We start from the raw sequence: 17,489 nt of genomic DNA, 5'->3' as shown, positions 1-17,489 counted from the left end.
CGGGCCGGGGTAAGCGGCCCGGGCGCACGTATAAGCTTCTCAGAAAACAGTCCTCGCCCACCAGGTCAAGCGGCGCGGTGGGCCTGCGCGGTGGGCCTGTGCGGTGGCGGGCACCGGCCGTCCGTCCGCACCTGGCGGGGTCCCAGCGGTAGATCGTGGGCACTAGCCTGAGGCGCGATGGACCGTATGACGACGGCGCGGGGTGAGTTCGACCTCGCCCGCTTCCCCGAGGACCCCCGCGACCCGCTCCGCGCGTGGGACGCGGCCGACGAATACCTGCTGCGCCACCTCGACGAGCGCGAGGGCGGGCCGGTGGACCTGTCGGGGAGCCTGGTCGTGCTGGGCGACCGGTGGGGCGCCCTCGCCGCCGCGCTCGCCGCCCACGGTAACGTCCACCGGCCCGTGCAGATCAGCGACTCCTTCCTCGGACAGCAGGCCACCCGCGCCAACCTGCAGCGCAACGGTCTCGACGCGGACGCCGTACGGCTGCGCACGACCAGGGACGCGCCGCCGGACCGGATCGACGTGCTGCTGGTGCGGGTGCCCAAGAGCCTCGCCCTCCTGGAGGACCAGTTGCACCGCCTCGCCCCGCACGTGCACGAGGGCACGGTGGTCGTCGGCGCTGGGATGGTCACCGAGATCCACACGTCGACGCTGAAGCTGTTCGAGCGCGTCCTCGGGCCGACCCGGACCTCGCTGGCGGTGAAGAAGGCGCGGCTGATCTTCTGCTCGCCCGATCCCGGCCTGCCTGGCGGGGCCGATCCGTGGCCGCGGAGCTACGCCCTGCCCGCCGGCATCGGCGTGGTCTCCGGCCTGACCGTCGTCGACCACGCCGGCGTCTTCTCCGCCGAGCGTCTCGACGCCGGCACCCGCCTCCTGCTGCGCAGCCTGCCCGTGCGTACGGGTCCCGAGCACGTGGTCGACCTCGGCTGCGGCAACGGGGTGGTCGGGCTCGCCGCCGCGCTGTCCAACGGCGAGGCCGAGGTGACCTTCATCGACGAGTCCTACCAGGCGCTGGCCTCGGCGGAGGCCACGTTCCTGGCGAACGCCGGGGCGGGCGCCACCGCCAGGTTCGTGGCGGCCGACGGCCTTGCGGGCTTCCCGCCGGGCACGGCCGACCTGGTGCTGAACAACCCGCCGTTCCACAGCCACCGGGGCAGGACCGACGCCACCGCCTGGCGCATGTTCAACGGCTCGCGTGCCGCACTGCGGCGGGGCGGCGAGCTGTGGGTGGTGGGCAACCGCCACCTCGGCTACCACGTGAAGCTGCGCCGGCTCTTCGGCAACTGCGAGGTCGTCGCGAGCGACCCGAAGTTCGTCGTGCTCCGTGCCGTCAAGCGGTGATCAGAACAGGGTGAGCGGCTCGTTCGGCAGCGCCTCCTTGGACATGGGCTCGGGGAGCGGTTCCACGCCGGGCACCTCGGCGCGTACGTCGTCGTGGAACCGGCGGGCGAGCGTCAGCGCGTCGGCGTTGTCGGGGGTGTGGACGAACACCGTCGGCGAGCGGCCCTCACGCAGCCACCCGGCGACCGCGTCCACCCAGTGCCGCCAGCCCTCGGCCGTACGCTGCGGGTCGTCACGGCCGATGTAGCGGACGATCGGGCGGTCGGTGAGGGCGACCGTCCGCAGCGGCACCCGCGGCTTCTTCGACCAGGCGTCCCGTTCGGCGTCGCTGGTCGGCGGGCTGCGGAACAGCACCGTCGTGTCGAACGGCACCCACTCTGCGCCGGCCCCGGTCAGCACCCGCTCCAGGAGCCGCGCGGCCCGGGGGTCGTCGAAGAACGCGCGGTGCCGGACCTCGACGGCGTAGCGGTGGTCGCGGGGAAGGCGGCCGAGGAAGGCCGCGAGCACGCCGACGTCCGCCGGGCCGAACGAGCCCGGGAGCTGGATCCACAGCGCGTGGGCCCGCGAACCCAGCGGCTCGATCGCGTCGAGGAAGGCGCGCAGGTCGTCGTCGGGCCCGGTCAGGCGGCGCTCGTGCGTGATCGGCTTGGGCAGCTTGACCACGAAGCGGAAGCCGGGGTCCGTCTGCCGCGCCCAGGACTCGACCGTGCTCTGCGAGGGCGTCGCGTAGAACGTCGTGTTGCCCTCGACCGCGTTGCACCAGGTGGCGTAGGCCCGCAGCCGCTCCCCCGGAGGAAGCGGGTGCGGCAGGAGACGCCCCTGCCACGGCGCGTGCGTCCACATCGCGCATCCCACATGAAGCCGCATGGCCCCGACGCTATCCAAGGCGCACGACAGGTTCCGAATGTGGTAGACGATTCCGTCGTTGTCCACAAGGCCCGGGGTTGGGCCACCGCAAGGCTGACAAGCATGGCCACGCACTGGCGATCAGGTACACGCCGGTGAAGAGCCAGTGCCGGAACCCGGTCACGAAGCCAAGGGAGTGTGCAGAACGGAAAACGCCGCGCCTACTTGTTCTGACGCTCCATACTCGCTGATCAACCGATGGTAAAACCATGGATGTGCAGCTCAGGTACAACTTCCGCCTCTTCCCGACCGCTGGTCAGCGTGTGGCGCTGGGGCGGGCGTTCGGGTGCGCGCGGGTGGTGTTCAACGACGGGCTGCGCGCACGGCAGGACGCCCACACCGCCGGGTTGCCGTTCATCTCGGATGGGGAGTTGTCCAAGCGCGTCATCACCAAGGCGAAGAAGACCCCGGAGCGCTCGTGGCTGGGTGACGTGTCGGCTGTGGTGTTGCAGCAGGCGGTGGCGGACCTGAACAAGGCATACCGGAACTTCTTCGACTCGATCACCGGCAGACGTAAGGGGCCGAAGGTGGCCCCGCCCCGCTTCCGGTCCCGCAAGGACAACCGGCAGGCGATCCGCTTCACGAAGAACGCCCGGTTCTCCATCACACCGGGTGGGAAGCTTCGCCTGCCGAAGATCGGGGATGTGCCGGTGCGCTGGTCGCGTGCCCTGCCCGCCGAACCGTCATCGGTCACGGTGGTCGAGGACGCGGCCGGGCGGTACTTCGCCTCGTTCGTGGTCGAGATCGCCGGACAACCCCTGCCGCCGGTCGAGCCCGAGAAAGGAATCGACCTGGGCTTGTCGGCCTTCGCGACCCTGTCGAACGGGCGGAAGATCGACTCCCCGCGGTTCCTACGCCGGGCAGAGAAGAAGCTCAAGCGACTCCAGCGAGCGCTGTCCCGCAAGGCCAAGGGGTCCCGCAACCGAGTCAAGGCCCGGCAGCAGGTTGCCCGCCAGCACGCGAAGGTCGCCGACGCGCGCCGCGAGTTCCACCACCGGCAATCCACGAAGCTGATCCGCGATAACCAAGCGATCTACGTAGAAGACCTGGCGGTCAAGGGACTGGCACGCACCCGGTTGGCCAAGAGCGTGCACGATGCGGGCTGGGCGGCATTCGTCGGGATGCTGGAGTACAAAGCCCGCCTGTACGGTCGGGTCTTCCACCGGATCGACCGGTGGTTCCCCTCCTCCAAGCTCTGTTCGGAATGCGGGGCGCTCGCCGAGTCGATGCCGCTGAATGTGCGCGAGTGGACCTGCGCGTGCGGGGCGGTCCACGACCGGGACGTCAACGCCGCCAAGAACATCCTCGCCGCCGGACGGGCGGAGAGGCTAAACGCCTGTGGAGGGCAGGTAAGACCACCCCACCAGGTGGCACAGCCCGTCGAAGCAGGAAGCCTCAGAGGTGCCGCATGACGCGGCGCGAGCTGAATCCCCAGCCTTCACTTCAGGTTGGGGAGCGCGTCAACCCGACCGCTCCTTCGCAGAATGGTGACCGGCGTGCAACCACACGATCTGCTCGACCTCCTCAGGACCAGGCGCCTGCTGGCCATCGTCCGCGGCGACGACCCGGAGGCGGCGCTGCGCAGCATCGACGTCCTCGCCGAAGAGGGCGTGACCCTGATGGAGGTCTCGCTCAGCGGCGCCGACGCGCTGTCGGTCATCCGGAAGGCGGTCTCCACCCTGGGCGCGGGCGTGCATCTCGGCGCCGGAACCGTGCTGACCGCGCGGGACGCCGTCGCGGCCAGGGACGCGGGCGCGACGTTCGCCGTCACCCCCGGTCTGGGCGAGGGAGTGGACGAGGCGCTACGCCTCGGGCTGCCCGTGCTCGCCGGGGCGATGACCCCCACCGAGGTCATCGCCGCGACCGCGCGGGGCGCCGCCGCCGTCAAGCTCTTCCCCGCCTCCGCCGGAGGGGTCTCCTACCTGCGCGCGCTGCGCGATCCGTTCCCGGCCGTGCCGTTCGTGCCGGTCGGCGGTGTCGGCCTGGACAGTGTCCGCGACTATCTGGAGGCCGGGGCCGTCGCGGTCGGCCTCGGCTCGCCGCTGCTCGGCGACGCCCCGCGCGGCGGCGACCTGGACGACCTGCGCCACCGGGTGAGGACGGCGCTCGACCTGGTGGGCGCTCCATGAGGGCCGACGTCCTGACCATCGGAGAGGCGATGGTCACGGTCCGCTGCGCCGGACCGCTGCGCCTCGGCGGCGACTCGCGGGTGTCCATCGCCGGCGCGGAGGCCAACGTCGCCATCGCTCTGTCCCGCCTCGGGCACACCGCCCGCTGGACCGGCGCGCTCGGGAACGACGAGCCCGGCGAGCTGGTCCTGCGCACGCTGCGGGCCGAGGGCGTGCTGACCGACCACGTCGTGCGGCGCGCGGACGCCCCGACCGGCCTGCTGCTGCGTGACGTGGCCGCCGGGGGGCGGGCCCGCGTGCACTACTACCGCAGGGACTCGGCCGCCTCGACGCTGTCGTGGGACGAGGCGCGACCGGCCGTCGAGGCGGGTCAGACGGGCCTGCACCTCACCGGCATCACGCCGGCGCTGGGGCCCGCGCCGCTGGAGGCCGTCATCGCCGCCGCCCAACACGCCTGCGAGGCGGGCGCCTGGGTCAGCCTCGACGTCAACCACCGCTCCCTGCTCTGGTCCCGGGAGGCGGCCGTGCGGGCGCTGCGCCCCCTGCTGCCGTACGTCACGGTGATGGTCGCGTCCGACGACGAGCTTGATGTCGTGGCGGACGGCGACGGCGAACGCGACCGCGTGGCGGCCCTGCTGGACGCCGGTGTCGAGGAGGTCGTCGTCAAGCGCGGCGCGGCGGGCGCGAGCTACCACGACGCGCGGACCTCGTTCGACGTTCCGGCTCGCCGGGTGCCCGTGGTGGACGTCGTCGGCGCGGGCGACGCGTTCACCGCCGGATATCTGTCCGGGCGGCTCGACGGGCTCGACGCGTACGGCCGGCTCGAACGGGCGACCCTGCTCGGCGCCGCCAGTGTGGCCTGCGCCGGGGACTGGGAGGGGCTGCCCACCCGGGCGGAGCTGCCCGCGCTGGCCCTGCCGGAAGGGGAGACGCTGCGATGACATCGCCGGAGATGCTGGTGGACGCCGGTCTGGAGCTCGGCGAGGGCGCCCCGCTGGCTCGGGGACCGGTGGGTCGTCGTGGACATCCTCGACGGCGCGCTGTACGAGGTCCCCGCGGGACCCGGCGCGGCGCTGACGCCGTTGCTGCGCACCGGCGGCGAACCGCTGGGCGCGGTGGCCCCGCTCAGGGACCACCCCGGGCACTGGCTCGCGGCCGTCGGCGAGGGCGTCGCCGTCCTCGGCTCGGACGGCACGGCCCACTGGCTGGCCCGCCCCGAGGCGGGCAAGAGCGTGCGTTTCAATGCGCCCGCAAGCGCCGCGCCACGGGAAAGGGCGGTTACCCCTCCGTCGGCCGGGTCGAACGTGTACCGCCAGGACCGGCGACCGTGGTGAACGACGAGCTGTCCGTGCTGGTTTGCACCGACAACGTCTGCGTACGCCTCTCCCACGCGGTGGCGGGCGGAAGCTTCAACACCATCCGCCCAACCGTCGCGGCGGCACCCAGGTCGACCTGCATCCACTGCGGGAACGCGTTGTTCGGGCTCTCCCAATAGCTGTTGGCGTCGCCGTCCACCGCGTTGCCACCGGCGTAGTTCTGCGTGTGCCCGCTCTCCGCCGTCGCCTTCCCTCGCGCGAGGTTCGTGTCCCCGCCGCCGCCGCCGGCCACGGGCGGGGTCGGGCGTACGGAGGTGAGCGCGATCTGGCCCTTGAGCATCCGGCCGCCGTGGCGGGTGAGCCGCAGGTAACAGTCCGATTGCGTACGGTTGCGCTCGACCCCAGCCCTGGCCTGCGGAAAACCGCAGGAGGGAACGGAAACGCGCATCATTCCGGGCGCGGGGCGGCCGAACCTAACGTTCCCACCCATGACAGAAGCGTTGATCGACGTGCCGCGCCGGATGATCTCGGCGGTCGCGGCCCTGGGCGTCCTGGCAGCGGTGATCATGCTGACCGCCATGTCGGGAAGCACCATGCAGCCGCTTCCGGCGTCGGCCGCCGCCGGGGAGTTCAGCGCGGACCGGGCGCTCGCCCACCTGCGGACGTTCGCGACCGAACCGCGCCCCCTCGGCAGCCCGGCCGGTGACCGCGCCCGTGACTACCTGGCCACCACGCTGCGGGCGGACGGCTTGAAGGTCCAGATCCACCGGGCCGTCGGAGCGTGGTCGTCCACTGGGCTGGCGACGTTCGGCACGGTGGACGACATCGTGGCCACGCTGCCCGGCACGGACCCGACGGGCACCCTCCTGCTGGCCGCCCACTACGACTCCGCGGCCATGGGGCCCGGCGCGTCGGACGACGGCGCGGCCGTCGCCGCCATGCTGGAGACCGTACGCGCGCTGCGCACCGGCGCCGCCCTCCGCAACGACCTGGTCCTGCTGATCACCGACGGCGAGGAGGACGGCGTGCTCGGCGCCGAGGCGTTCGTCCGGGAGCACCCCCTGGCGGGCGCGGGCGGGGTGCTGCTCAACTTCGAGGCCCGCGGCGTCAGCGGCCCCTCACTGATGTTCGAGACGTCGAGGAACAACGCGGGCCTGGTCGCCACGTACGCCGACGCGGCGCCGCGACCCCGGGGCGACTCCTCGATGGCGGAGCTGTACCGGCTCCTGCCGAACAACACCGACTTCGCCCCCCTGACCAGGGCGGGCTTCGCCGGCATGAACTTCGCGTACATCGAGGACTCCGCGAAATACCACACCGCGGGGGACTCGATCGCCAACCTCGACCACGGGAGCCTGCAGCACCACGGCTCCACGATGCTCGCGCTGGCCCGCGCCTTCGGCGGGGCCGACCTGACCACGCTCGCCTCGGACCACGACGCGACGTACTTCCGGATCCTCGGGGTCATGGTCACCTACCCCGCGTGGCTGGTCTGGCCGCTCGCGGTGGCCGCCGTCGTGGCGCTCGCCGTGCTGACGCTGCTCGCGCGGCGGCGGGGGATCACCACCGTTCCCCGGGTCGTCGCCGGCGCCGCGTCCTCGATCGTGCCGCTCGTCGCCGCGGTGGCCCTCGCGCAGGGGCTGTGGGCCGTGCTGGCGACGTGGCGGCCCGCCTACGACGCCATGGGAGGTCTTCTGCATCGTCCGCTGCCCTACCGGGCCGCCGTCGTGGTCATGGCGATGCTCGCGGTGCTGCTCTGGTATCTGTGGGCGCGCCGCGCGATCGGGCCCGTGGGGGCGGCCGTCGGCCCGCTGGCCTGGCCCGCCGGGCTGGGAGTGCTCTGCGCCCAGGTCGCGCCCGGGGCGTCCTTCCTGTTCACGCTGCCGGCGCTGGCCTGCGCGATCGGCGGGATCGTGGCCGTGCTGCTCCCCAACTCCGCGGGAGCGCGGCCGGGGCAGGTCGTCGCCGTGACTCTCGGGGCGGTCGCGAGCGCGGCGCTGCTGCCCGCGCTGGCCGGGAACGTCTTCGACGGGATGGGCCTCGCGCTCGGCGGGGCCGCGGCTCTGGTGTTCGCCCTCTTCTGCCTCACCCTGCTGCCGATCGCCGATCTGGCGCTGCCACGGCCCGGGACCCGGCCGGGCCGCCGCGTGGCCGTCGCCGTGCCGTCGATCGGCGCCGTGCTCGTGCTCACCCTGACCGGTCTCGGCCTCCACGTGAACAGGCCCGGCGCCGCGAGCCCCCAGCGGACCCATCTCGCGTACGTGCTGGACGCGGACACGCGCACGGCCCGCTGGGTCAGCGGGGACGTCGACCCGCCGGCCTGGACGCGGCGCTACGTGAGCGGCCGCGACGTGACCGCGCTGCCGCCCGGCTACGCCCGGGGGGAGCTGTGGACGGGTCCGGCCCAGGGGATCGACGCCGACGGCCCTCGGGTGACCGTGCTCTCGCGGGCCGGAGACACCGTCACGCTGCGGGTGGCCGCCGGTCGTGGCGCCCGCTCGCTGACGCTGCGCGTCGACCACCCGATCACCTCGGTGACGGCCGTCGCCGGCGGGATGCGACCGGTCACCGCCGCCGTGACCGGCACCCGCGCCCGCACCTGGCCGGGTGAGGTCCGCTTCCGTGGCATTCCGCCCCGGGGCGCCCGGATCACCGTCCGGATCCCGGGCACGCGGACGGCCCGCCTCACCGCGATCGCGGAGACGGACGGCCTGGCGGCCGTGCCGGGCTTCGTGCCGAGGCCTGCGGAGCTGGTCGCCTCGACCCGTGAGGACGGCGAACTCCTCGCCGTCACCCGGACCTACGTCATCTGACGAGCCGGAACATCGTGGGCACGTCATGCCGGTCGGCCAGGGCCCGGGTGAGGGTGCTCTTGCCGGCTCCGGAGCCGCCTGCTGTCCCGCGGACATGCGCGAGCCTGCGGCGGAGATCGGCGGTGGAAGGCCGGCTTGTCATGCCCGGCAGTCTCGCGACGGAGCCGGTCCAGGACCACCGTGGCCTTCAGCAGGTGGGCCGGTAGTCCACCGTGGGGAAGTAGGCGGCCCACTCCGCGCGGGTGAGGTCGCGGCCGATCTCCTCGCACAGCCGTCCCACGAGCGGGCCGGGCCGCAGCTCCCAGCGGATGATCCTGCCGTCCTCGCCGCCCGAGATCAGGTCCGCGTCGGCGGTGAAGGCCAGGCCCCGGATCGGGGCGGTGTGCCCGGTCAGTGTGGCCGCCGGCCTTCCGGTCCCGAGGTCCCAGACCATGATCGTGCGGTCGTCCCCCGCGGACGCGAGCGAACGGCCGTCCCGGCTGAAGGCGACGGCCTGGACCGGGGCGGTGTGGCCGGTCAGCGTGGCGTACGACGCCCAGGTCCGCGTGTCCCAGAGCTTCACGGTGCGGTCGGCGCCCGCCGTGGCGATCGACCTGCCGTCCGGGCTGAAGGCGACGTCGAGCACCGAGCCCTGCCTGGTCCTCAGGGCGCGCGCCTCCCCGTCCCCGGCGAGATCCCAGACGACCAGGTCGCCGGTGGGGCCGGTGGTGGCGAGCAGCGGCTCGCGGGGGCTGAACGCCAGCGCCGAGACGAGATATCCGCCCGCGAACGGCACTTCGACGGGCTTTCCCGGATCGCGGACGTCCCAGCGGAACCGGCCGAGCGCGGTGGCGACGAGAAAGCGCCCACGCGGATCGAAGCCGACGTCGGTGGACGCGCCGAGCCCCTGGTACGTCGCCCTGCCGAGCCTCCGTCCGCTGCCGACGTCCCAGAGGGTGAGCGTGTGGCTGCGGGTGACGGTCGCGAGCCTGCGGCCGTCCGGGCTGAAGGCGACGGCCCGGACATGATCGGGGTGGTCGCCGAACGTGGCGATCGGATTGCCGCGCACGTCCCACAGCCGGACGGTCCTGTCGCTGCTCGCCGAGGCCACGAGACGGCCGTCCGGGCTGATCTCGATGTCGTTCACGGCCTGGTTGTGTCCGCTGAACGGAGGAACGGCGTGCTCGCGGACCACGATGGTCCGGCCCAGCCCGGCCGAGGCGAGCATCGAGCCGTCGGCGCTCAGGGCGAGGGACAGCGTCTCGGTGCGGCTTCTGTCCTGGTAGGTCTCGACGGGCTGCCGTCGCTCCACGTCCCAGACCGTGATCAGGCCGTCCTCGTCGGCGACGGCGATCCGGCCGGCGACCGGAGCGGACATGTCCCAGGTGTACGGCGACCGCTTGGGCAGCCCCGGCAGTCGCGTCACATGCCCGTGACCGATCCGCCAGAACCGCACGCCGTAGTGCGACGATCCCGTGGCGAGGACGCCGTTCGCGGGATCGAAGCCCAGCCTGTGGACGTTCACGGCGTCGAGCGCCGCGGTCTTGGTGCCGGAGGCGGCGTCCCACACGAGGGGGTTCTCGGTTCCGCCCGTGGTCGACACCAGGAACGCCTGGTCGGGACTGAAGGCGAGAGCCACGACCTCCTCCCGGTGTCCCTTCAGGGTGCGCATGCTCCCGTCGCGCAGGTCCCACAGCTCGACCGCGCCCTTGTCCACTCCGACGGCGATCCTCGTCCCGTCGGGGCTCAGCGCCATCGCGTCGGTGATCCGCTCCCGCTGCCGCTGGAACACTGGCCGGCGGGAGGCCAGGTCCCACACGACGACCACTCCCCTGCTCGATTCGAGCGCGGCGTCCCTGACCACGGAGGCGAGCAGCCTGCCGTCGCGGCTGAACGCCGCCGCCCTGGCGTGGATCTCCCCCGGTCCCGTACGGGGCAGCGGCCCGGGGAAGGCGGCGACGCGGGTGCGGGTGCGCGGGTCCCAGAGGCCGACGGATCCGTCGGTGCCGGCCGCGGCCAGCCGCGACCCGTCCGGGCTGAACGCCAGCCCGAAGACCGCGGGCCCTTCCACGTTGAGCTCGACGCGGCGACGCGCCGCGGCCGACACGCTCAGCAGGGCGCCCCGCGTCTCCGGCTCCGGGTCGAGCCGGTACGCCGCGATCGCCAGCAGGCCGGCGAGATCGGGATCGGTGGCGAGGAGCGATCGGGCCTGCAGGGACTGCTGCCGTGACAGGGCGACCAGCTGCTGGTGGCCGGCCTCCCTGCCCTGCCGTACGGCGACGCCGCCGCCGAGCAGGGCGAGCAGGAAGAGCGCGGCCATCCCGGCCAGCAGGCGTTGCAGCAGCCGGGTGCGGCGCCGCGCAGCGGTGCGCTCGCTGTCCTCCAGCGCGCGGCTGTCCCGCAGGAAGGCGCTCTCGATGTCGTTGAGCTCCTGCGGATGGTCCTCCGCCCAGCTCCCGGCGACGAGAAGCTGGGCGCCCCGATACAGGGCCCCCGGGTCGCGGTCCAGTTCCCGCCACGTCTGCGCGGCGTCGGTGAGCCGCCGGTGGACGAGCAGGTTCTCGCGGTCGTCGGTGAGCCAGCGGTGGAGCCGGGGCCAGGCCCTGATCAGCGCCTCGTGCGCCACGTCGACCGTCTCCTCCGCGAGGACGACGAGCCGCGCGGCGGCGAGCCGGTCGAGCACGCGGGCGGTGACGCCGGGGTCGGCCACGCCGACGAGTTCCGTACGGGAGATGGGGCGCCTGGTGTCCTCGGTGCCGTCTCCCAGCGCGGTCAGCCGCAGGAAGATCCTGCGGGCGGCCTGCCGCTCCGCCGGGGCGAACTCGCCGAAGACCCGCTCCGCGCTCTGCGCGATGGCCCCGCGTACCCCACCGGCCGCCTGGTAGGCCGCCAGCGTGAGCCTCGGGCCGGTCGCGTTCCGCCAGGTCTCCAGCAGCGCGTGCGAGACCAGCGGCAGGCTGCCCGGCTCCTCGGCGGCGTCGGCCAGCACCGTGGCCAGCAGGTCGGGATCCACGGTGAGCCCCGCCCGGGCGGCGGGCCGTACGACGATCTCCTGGAGGTCCGGCGACGACACCGGCCCGACGAGCATCTGGGCCTCGCCGCCGAACGCCTCGACCAGGGCGGGGTGCTGGGTCAGGTGGGCGAGGAAGTCGGCGCGGACACCGAGCACGAGGACGACGCGGCGTTCGGCACCGAGGGCGGCGCCGAGGATGGCCTCGACGAACCGGCGGCGCTCTCCGTCGTCGGCGCACAGCGTGAAGATCTCCTCGAACTGGTCCACCACCAGCAGCAGGCGGCTCTCCGGCGCGCCGCCCAGCGCACCGGTCAGTGCGCCGGACAGTGCGCCGGACAGTGCGATGGTCAGTGCGACGGTCAGGGCTTCCGGATCGCGGGCCAGGTCGTCGCGCAGCGCCACCGGATCGACGCCGGACGCCTTCGCCACCACGTCGGCCAGCGCGTCCAGCGGGTGTTCCCCCGGCGTCATGAGCAGGCCCCGCCACGGCGCCGCCGCACCGTCCTCGCCGGAGACACCGTCCTCGCCGGAGACACCATCCTCGGCGGAGACACCGTGCCCGCCGGAGACACCGTGCCCGCCGGGGACGGACCCCAGCAGGCCGGCGCGCAGCAGGGACGACTTGCCGCTTCCCGACGCGCCGAACACGCCGACCACGGGAAGGCGGTCGACCAGTTCGCGAAGCCGGTCCACCAGGTGGGAACGGCCGAAGAACCAGTCCGCGTCCTCCGGCTGGAACGCCGTCAGACCCCGGTATGGGCAGTCGTCCGTCTTCCGCCGCTCGGCGGCCGGGGGCGGGGCCAGGGCCGGGAGGAGGTCCTCGTCGCCGCGGAGCATCGCCTCGTGCAGACGCTGGAGCACGGGGCCGGGTTCGATGCCGAGCTGGGCGTTCAGGAGGTCGCGGGTCCCGCGGAAGACCTCCAGCGCCTCGACCTGGCGCCCGGACCGATACAGCGCGAGCATGAGGTGCCCGTGCAGGCTCTCCCGGTACGGATGCTCCCCGGCGAGGCCGGCGAGTTCGGCGGCCACCTCGACGTGCCGGCCCAGACCGAGTTCGGCCTCCGCCAGCCGCTCGTGCACCGTGAGCCGCGACTCCTCCAGCCGCCGGGCCTCCTCGGCGACGAGCGGGCAGTCGGCGAACTCCTCGAACGCCGGCCCCCGCCACAGGTCCAGCGCCGCCCGCAACCGGTCACGGGCGGTTTCGAGGTCTCCCCGGTCCAGGGCCGCGCCTCCCTGCGCGGCGAGGCCGCGAAACCGCGCCGCGTCGAGCGCGTCGGGGATGATCGCGTAGCCGCCCGGCCGTCCGGGCAGGACGTGGGCGCCGTACGCTCGCCGCAACTGGTGGACGTAGAGGTGGATGTTGCGCCGCGCGGACGCGGGCGGCCGGTCGCCCCAGACCGCGGCGATCAGCCAGTCGACGGACACCGGCTGGCCCGCCTTCGACAGCAGCGCGGCCAGGGTGAGCCGGAGTTTCGGCGCTCCGCCGACAGGGACCAGGTGACCATCGCGGGAAACGCTGAGCGGCCCCAGGACGTGAAATTCCACTCAGATTCCGCCTCTGTCGGACACCGGAGTGAAGAATCCAGGATCATCACCTGATTTGTCAACGATTCAGTCAGGGCGGCGATTACCCCCGAACCGGAGCCGATTACGTGGTGGCGGATAAGGCCCTATCAGGGGCTATACGGCCCGTATACCCGTCTGTCCGATGCTCGGACCCGAGCCCCGCCCCTACGCGGGGCGAGCCCCGCCCGGGGCGCTGTGTCCTCCAGTCGGGGGCCTGGAGGACACAGCGGCGCCACCGACAAGAAAAATTGTCTTGACAGTTCCACTCGTCGGATGCCAATCTTGAGTCACGCAAGCAACGCGAGACAGAGGAGATCCAGATGAGCAAGATCGTCGCCAGCTTCTTCATGTCCCTGGACGGCGTCGTCGAGTCGCCCGACCAGTGGCACTTCCCCTACTTCAGCCAGGAGATGGGCGCGGCCGTCGGCGCGCTGATGTCCGAGTCCGAGGCGATGATGATGGGCCGGGTCATGTACGAGAGCTGGGCGGCCTACTGGCCGGGCAAGACCGAGGCGGACGACCCCTTCGCCGGCTTCATCAACAACGTCCGCAAGTACGTCGTCTCGTCGACCCTCGACACGGTCGAATGGGAGAACTCCACCCTCGTCAAGGGCGACTTCGTCGAGGAGATCACCAAGCTCAAGCGGCAGCCGGGCAAGACGATCGGCATCAGCGGCAGCACCAACCTCGTCCGCTCGCTGATGCGGCACAACCTGCTCGACGAGCTCCGGCTGCTGGTCCACCCGATCGTGGTCGGCAAGGGCCAGCACCTGTTCGAGGAGGGGCTGGAGATCCCGATGAAGCTCACGTCCTCGGAGACCTTCCCGACGGGCGTGCTGTCCCTGTCCTACCAGCCCGTGGAGAAGTGATCGCCGCGGCCGCCGAAGCCCCGGCGGCGGGCCGGAGCGCCGGTAGTATCCGGCCACGTGACCGAAGCGCAGCCCATAATCCGGCAGGTTTCCTCCCGGATCGTCTACACCAACCCGTGGATGACGGTCCGGGAGGACACCATCGAGCACCCTGACGGCTCACCCGGCCTGTACGGATACGTGGTCAGGCCCGACTTCGTCCTGATCGTGCCGGAAGAAGACGACGGCTTCCACATCGTGGAGGAGTACCGATACCCGATCGGCCGCCGCTCGTGGAGCTTCCCTCAGGGAACGGCCGAGGCGGACACCCGTGAGGACCAGGCCCGGCGCGAGCTGGTCGAGGAGACCGGGCTCCGGGCCGAGCACCTGCGCTGTCTCGGGCGCATGGACAACGCCCACGGGATGACCGACCAGGGGCTGCACGTGTACGTGGCCACCGGCCTCACCCGGGGCGAGCCCCACCGCGAGCACACCGAGCAGGACATGCGCCAGCGATGGGTGCACCGCACCGAGTTCGAGCAGATGATCCTCGACGGCGCCGTCAGCGACTCGTCGTCCATCGCCGCCTACCTGCTCTGGCGGCTGCGCCGGCCGTAGCCGTAGGGCCGTGTCGTTTCCGTACAAGACCCTCGCGAGCGTTCCCGCCTAATCTCCCATTCGCAGCCACCGTCACACGGCAACAGGAGCAGAGACATGGCCAGGATCGTCGCGAACTTCTTCATCTCCCTCGACGGCGTCGTCGAGTCGCCCGACCAGTGGCACTTCCCGTACTGGAACGACGAGATGGGCGCCGTGATCGAGGGGGGTATGCAGAACTCGGCCGGGATGCTGATGGGCCGCAAGCTGTACGAGGAGTGGTCCACGTACTGGACGACGACGGACCAGGACCAGGAGATGGCCGCGATCTTCAACAACGCCCCCAAGTACGTCGTGTCGAACACCATGGAGAAGGCGGACTGGAACAACACCACCCTCGTCAACGGTGACGTCGCGGCCAGGCTGCGCGAGCTCAAGGAGCGGATCGAGGGCGGCGACCTCCAGATGTCCGGCAGCGCGACGACCGTGCGGTGGCTTCTCGCCAACGGGCTGCTCGACGAGCTGAACCTGCTGGTCCACCCGATCGTCGTCGGCCGGGGGCAGCGGCTGTTCGAGGACACCCCGACGCACAAGCTGAAGCTGGTGAAGTCCGAGACGTTCAAGACCGGCGTGCTCAACCTGAGCTACGTCCCGGACGCCGGCTGACGGCGCGCCTCAGACGTGGTGGCCCTCGGCGGGTCCGCGCGCCTGCCACGCCCCGCGACGTCGAGCGAGTACGGCGAGCGACGGCGGTCAGGACGAGACCGCGACGGGACGGCCGAAGGTCGACGGGTCGTCGAGGCGGTCCACCACGAAGGCGGCCAGATCGGCGCGGGAGGTCCGGTTGCCGACACGCCCGGTCGCGCCGATCGAGACCCGCGGACGGCCCGTGCCCGGCCGGTCGGTCAGCCCGGTCGGCCGCACCGCCGTCCACCTGAGGCCGCTCCCGGCGAGCAGCTCTTCCATCCGGGCCATGTCGGCGTACGTATCCCGCATCAGGCGATGCAGGACACGCCCGAGCAGCCGCGCTCCCGGTCCGGCGTCCGCCGGGACCGCGAGACCGGCGGACGAGATCACCATGAGACGGGCGTCCGGCGGCAGCGCCGCGACGATCGCGGCCGTCCCCGCCGAGTAGACGGTGGTGGGCCCGCGCCCGGCCGAGCCGAGCGCGGAGACCACGACGCGTAGGCCGGCGAGGGCGGCGCGGAGCGCGCCGGGGTCAAGCGCGTCGGCGGCGCGGCGGGTGAGGCGGGGATGGTCGAGGTCGAGGTTCTCGGGGCGGCGGGCGACAGCGGTCACGTGGTGTCCGGCCGCCAGGGCGCGTTCGACGACGAGGCGGCCGGTGCGGCCGGTGGCGCCGACGACGGCGAGAGGGGCCATGGGAGTCCTCCTCCGGTCGGTCGTGATCAGGCGGCGGGCCTGGCGGCGGGCTTGGTGGCGGGCTGCGCCTTGAAGGAGATGGCCTCCATGAGGGCCTTGTGCTTGGTGTTCTGGAAAGCGGCCACCTTCCAGTCGCCGCCCTGGCGGACCACGGTGTAGGTCTGGATCTTGCCGAGCTTGCCGGGCCTGCCCTTGTGGACGTCGCCCCGGGTGATGACCAGAGCGGTGTCCGGGCCGGTGAAGCGGATGCCGACGATCTCGCAGGCGAGCCGGGTGCCCTTGAGGAAGCTGCCGAACAGGGCCTGGTGGGCGGTGCCGATCTCGGCGCCGCCGACGTAGAGGGTGCCGACGTAGGTGATGTAGGTGGCGTCCGCGGTGAACTCCGCGCCGTAGGCGGCACCGTCCCCCGCGTTCCAGGCGGCGGTGAGGCGGTCCAGCACGGCGGTGACAGCGGCGACGTCAGCGGTTGTCCCGGTGGTGGTCCCAGTGGTGGAGGCGTTCATGACCCATGCCCTCTCATGATAGCTTCTTTGAAGCATTTGCTTCTTCGAAGATTTCTCTTCTCTGAGGAAGAGATTAGGGAAGGGCTCGGCACGTGTCAACACTCGACGACGCGGGAGCGGTGTACCGGCGCTACCTGAGTGCCGTGATGCTGCACGGTCACGCCAGCGCCAAGGCCGTCGGCCTGGGCGCGACCGACCTGTACGCGCTGAACATCCTGGGGCTGGGCGGCGCGATGACCCCCGGCGAGCTCGGCCGGCGCACCGGTCTGACCACCGGGCCCACGACCAGGCTGATCGACCGGCTTGAGCAGGCGGGCTACGTGCGCCGCGCGCCCGACCCGGAGGACCGTCGCAAGGTCATCGTCGAACTCGTCGCCCGTCCCAGCGGCCTCGACGAGGCCCTGGCCCCGGCCCGCCAGAAGATCGGCGCCATCGTCCAGGGCTACTCGTCCGAGCAGCAGGCCGTCCTGTTCGACTACTTCGCCCGCGCCTCCGACGCGTACCTGGAAGCCGCCGCGGAGCTCCACGACAAGCGGACCGGTTAGCGGAGGTCAACCGGCCGGACGCGCCGCAGCGGGTCACGCCTCCTGTGTCAGTCCGGCCGATCTCGCGACGGCGGCGCAGCGGTCCTCACCGGGAGCCGCCCCGGTGGCGGCGTGCTCCAGCAGCGCCAGGAGGACGCGCCGGTCCTCGGGCGGGAGATTGGAGAGCAACTCGTCCTCGGCCTGCGTGACACGCGCGTCCACTTCGGCGAGGACCCGCCGTCCGTGGTCGGTCGGCACGATGCGCCGCGCCCGGCGGTCGGCCGGGTCCTGCCGGCGCTCCAGGAGACCGCACCCCTCGAACTTGTCGAGCAGGTAGGTCATGACGGTGCGGTCGATGCCGAGGCGGGTGGCGAGCGCGGCCTGCGTGGGCGGGGCGTCGTGCACGACCGCGGAGAGCACCTGGTAGCCGCGCACCCCGTGCGGCAGGTCACGTGAGGCGCTCTCGACGCGCGCGCTCCACTCCCGCAGCAGCACGGTGAGGGACCACCCGAACACGGATCCCTGCGAGGACGGCGTCTGGGAGTCGGCTGGTTCGGGGGTGGTCACGCCG

17 protein-coding genes are annotated in these 17,489 nt (G+C 72.5%); 10 read left to right on the top strand and 7 right to left on the bottom strand.

Features of this window, described 5'->3' with window-relative positions:
- Nucleotides 1-177 precede the first annotated feature (177 nt).
- Nucleotides 178-1,344, top strand: coding sequence for a methyltransferase (locus ABZ857_RS27850; protein WP_357048045.1), 1,167 nt, complete (start codon nucleotides 178-180; stop codon nucleotides 1,342-1,344).
- Here the strand turns inward: ABZ857_RS27850 and ABZ857_RS27845 are convergent, their stop codons facing one another.
- The gene (locus ABZ857_RS27845) at nucleotides 1,345-2,211 is read right to left on the bottom strand and encodes a DUF72 domain-containing protein (RefSeq protein WP_357048042.1); all 867 of its coding nucleotides are present in this window, start codon (nucleotides 2,209-2,211) and stop codon (nucleotides 1,345-1,347) included.
- Between the two features lie 254 nt (nucleotides 2,212-2,465).
- On the opposite strand from ABZ857_RS27845, the gene ABZ857_RS27840 reads away from it, so the two are divergent.
- From ABZ857_RS27840 to ABZ857_RS27825, 4 genes are all read left to right on the top strand, one after another.
- Complete coding sequence (locus ABZ857_RS27840; RefSeq protein ID WP_357048410.1) at nucleotides 2,466-3,662, top strand: transposase; 1,197 nt, start codon at nucleotides 2,466-2,468, stop codon at nucleotides 3,660-3,662.
- Between the two features lie 84 nt (nucleotides 3,663-3,746).
- Nucleotides 3,747-4,379 (top strand): bifunctional 4-hydroxy-2-oxoglutarate aldolase/2-dehydro-3-deoxy-phosphogluconate aldolase, encoded by a 633-nt coding sequence (locus ABZ857_RS27835; protein ID WP_357048039.1) that lies wholly within the window; start codon nucleotides 3,747-3,749, stop codon nucleotides 4,377-4,379.
- Nucleotides 4,376-5,320, top strand: coding sequence for a sugar kinase (locus ABZ857_RS27830; protein ID WP_357048036.1), 945 nt, complete (start codon nucleotides 4,376-4,378; stop codon nucleotides 5,318-5,320). Before ABZ857_RS27835 ends, ABZ857_RS27830 begins: the two co-directional genes overlap by 4 nt.
- A 78-nt stretch (nucleotides 5,321-5,398) precedes the next feature.
- Nucleotides 5,399-5,713, top strand: a complete 315-nt coding sequence (locus ABZ857_RS27825) for a hypothetical protein (protein ID WP_357048033.1) — start codon at nucleotides 5,399-5,401, stop codon at nucleotides 5,711-5,713.
- Here the strand turns inward: ABZ857_RS27825 and ABZ857_RS27820 are convergent.
- The gene (locus ABZ857_RS27820; protein WP_357048030.1) at nucleotides 5,658-6,185 is read right to left on the bottom strand and encodes a discoidin domain-containing protein; all 528 of its coding nucleotides are present in this window, start codon (nucleotides 6,183-6,185) and stop codon (nucleotides 5,658-5,660) included. The genes ABZ857_RS27825 and ABZ857_RS27820 overlap by 56 nt on opposite strands.
- On the opposite strand from ABZ857_RS27820, the gene ABZ857_RS27815 reads away from it, so the two are divergent.
- A complete protein-coding gene (locus tag ABZ857_RS27815; protein WP_357048027.1) occupies nucleotides 6,184-8,508 on the top strand; it encodes a M28 family peptidase in 2,325 nt (774 codons plus the stop codon). The genes ABZ857_RS27820 and ABZ857_RS27815 overlap by 2 nt on opposite strands.
- On the opposite strand, the gene ABZ857_RS27810 is transcribed toward ABZ857_RS27815, so the two are convergent.
- Both ABZ857_RS27810 and ABZ857_RS27805 read right to left on the bottom strand, forming a co-directional pair.
- Nucleotides 8,501-8,650: a hypothetical protein gene (locus ABZ857_RS27810; RefSeq protein ID WP_357048024.1), complete on the bottom strand. Its 150-nt coding sequence runs from the start codon at nucleotides 8,648-8,650 to the stop codon at nucleotides 8,501-8,503. The genes ABZ857_RS27815 and ABZ857_RS27810 overlap by 8 nt on opposite strands.
- 45 nt (nucleotides 8,651-8,695) lie before the next feature.
- Nucleotides 8,696-13,045, bottom strand: a complete 4,350-nt coding sequence (locus ABZ857_RS27805; RefSeq protein ID WP_357048021.1) for a BTAD domain-containing putative transcriptional regulator — start codon at nucleotides 13,043-13,045, stop codon at nucleotides 8,696-8,698.
- Nucleotides 13,046-13,386: 341 nt separating this feature from the next.
- On the opposite strand from ABZ857_RS27805, the gene ABZ857_RS27800 reads away from it, so the two are divergent.
- The 3 genes from ABZ857_RS27800 (at nucleotide 13,387) to ABZ857_RS27790 (ending at nucleotide 15,177) form a co-directional block, all read left to right on the top strand.
- Entirely contained in the window at nucleotides 13,387-13,935 is a 549-nt protein-coding gene (locus ABZ857_RS27800; protein ID WP_357048018.1) for a dihydrofolate reductase family protein, read from the top strand.
- 57 nt (nucleotides 13,936-13,992) lie between these two features.
- A complete protein-coding gene (locus tag ABZ857_RS27795; RefSeq protein WP_357048015.1) occupies nucleotides 13,993-14,532 on the top strand; it encodes an NUDIX hydrolase in 540 nt (179 codons plus the stop codon).
- Between the two features lie 96 nt (nucleotides 14,533-14,628).
- Nucleotides 14,629-15,177, top strand: coding sequence for a dihydrofolate reductase family protein (locus ABZ857_RS27790; protein WP_357048012.1), 549 nt, complete (start codon nucleotides 14,629-14,631; stop codon nucleotides 15,175-15,177).
- An 87-nt stretch (nucleotides 15,178-15,264) separates the two neighbouring features.
- Here ABZ857_RS27790 and ABZ857_RS27785 read toward each other — a convergent pair whose 3' ends face one another.
- Together ABZ857_RS27785 and ABZ857_RS27780 are read right to left on the bottom strand one after the other, a co-directional pair.
- Complete coding sequence (locus tag ABZ857_RS27785) at nucleotides 15,265-15,891, bottom strand: NAD(P)H-binding protein (protein WP_357048009.1); 627 nt, start codon at nucleotides 15,889-15,891, stop codon at nucleotides 15,265-15,267.
- Nucleotides 15,892-15,917: 26 nt separating this feature from the next.
- Nucleotides 15,918-16,394: an SgcJ/EcaC family oxidoreductase gene (locus ABZ857_RS27780; RefSeq protein WP_357048006.1), complete on the bottom strand. Its 477-nt coding sequence runs from the start codon at nucleotides 16,392-16,394 to the stop codon at nucleotides 15,918-15,920.
- 92 nt (nucleotides 16,395-16,486) lie between these two features.
- On the opposite strand from ABZ857_RS27780, the gene ABZ857_RS27775 reads away from it, so the two are divergent.
- Nucleotides 16,487-16,939 (top strand): MarR family transcriptional regulator, encoded by a 453-nt coding sequence (locus ABZ857_RS27775; protein WP_357048003.1) that lies wholly within the window; start codon nucleotides 16,487-16,489, stop codon nucleotides 16,937-16,939.
- Nucleotides 16,940-16,972: 33 nt separating this feature from the next.
- On the opposite strand, the gene ABZ857_RS27770 is transcribed toward ABZ857_RS27775, so the two are convergent.
- Entirely contained in the window at nucleotides 16,973-17,485 is a 513-nt protein-coding gene (locus ABZ857_RS27770; RefSeq protein ID WP_357048000.1) for a MarR family winged helix-turn-helix transcriptional regulator, read from the bottom strand.
- Nucleotides 17,486-17,489 lie beyond the last annotated feature (4 nt).

The sequence above is a fragment of the Microbispora sp. NPDC046933 genome (assembly GCF_040644635.1).
In the GTDB taxonomy this organism is placed as follows: Bacteria; Actinomycetota; Actinomycetes; order Streptosporangiales; family Streptosporangiaceae; genus Microbispora.
Note: the sequence above shows the minus strand (reverse complement) of the source record. Positions and strands in the feature narration are given on the sequence as shown.

What these genes read in the sequence shown, in the direction of transcription:
- ABZ857_RS27850 (WP_357048045.1), top strand. Translation starts at nt 178, where the DNA reads ATGGACCGTATGACGACGGCGCGGGGTGAGTTCGACCTCGCCCGCTTC.
- ABZ857_RS27845 (WP_357048042.1), bottom strand. Translation starts at nt 2,211, where the DNA reads ATGCGGCTTCATGTGGGATGCGCGATGTGGACGCACGCGCCGTGGCAG.
- ABZ857_RS27780 (WP_357048006.1), bottom strand. Translation starts at nt 16,394, where the DNA reads ATGAACGCCTCCACCACTGGGACCACCACCGGGACAACCGCTGACGTC.
- ABZ857_RS27810 (WP_357048024.1), bottom strand. Translation starts at nt 8,650, where the DNA reads ATGACAAGCCGGCCTTCCACCGCCGATCTCCGCCGCAGGCTCGCGCAT.
- ABZ857_RS27820 (WP_357048030.1), bottom strand. Translation starts at nt 6,185, where the DNA reads ATGGGTGGGAACGTTAGGTTCGGCCGCCCCGCGCCCGGAATGATGCGC.
- ABZ857_RS27815 (WP_357048027.1), top strand. Translation starts at nt 6,184, where the DNA reads ATGACAGAAGCGTTGATCGACGTGCCGCGCCGGATGATCTCGGCGGTC.
- ABZ857_RS27800 (WP_357048018.1), top strand. Translation starts at nt 13,387, where the DNA reads ATGAGCAAGATCGTCGCCAGCTTCTTCATGTCCCTGGACGGCGTCGTC.
- ABZ857_RS27830 (WP_357048036.1), top strand. Translation starts at nt 4,376, where the DNA reads ATGAGGGCCGACGTCCTGACCATCGGAGAGGCGATGGTCACGGTCCGC.
- ABZ857_RS27785 (WP_357048009.1), bottom strand. Translation starts at nt 15,891, where the DNA reads ATGGCCCCTCTCGCCGTCGTCGGCGCCACCGGCCGCACCGGCCGCCTC.
- ABZ857_RS27790 (WP_357048012.1), top strand. Translation starts at nt 14,629, where the DNA reads ATGGCCAGGATCGTCGCGAACTTCTTCATCTCCCTCGACGGCGTCGTC.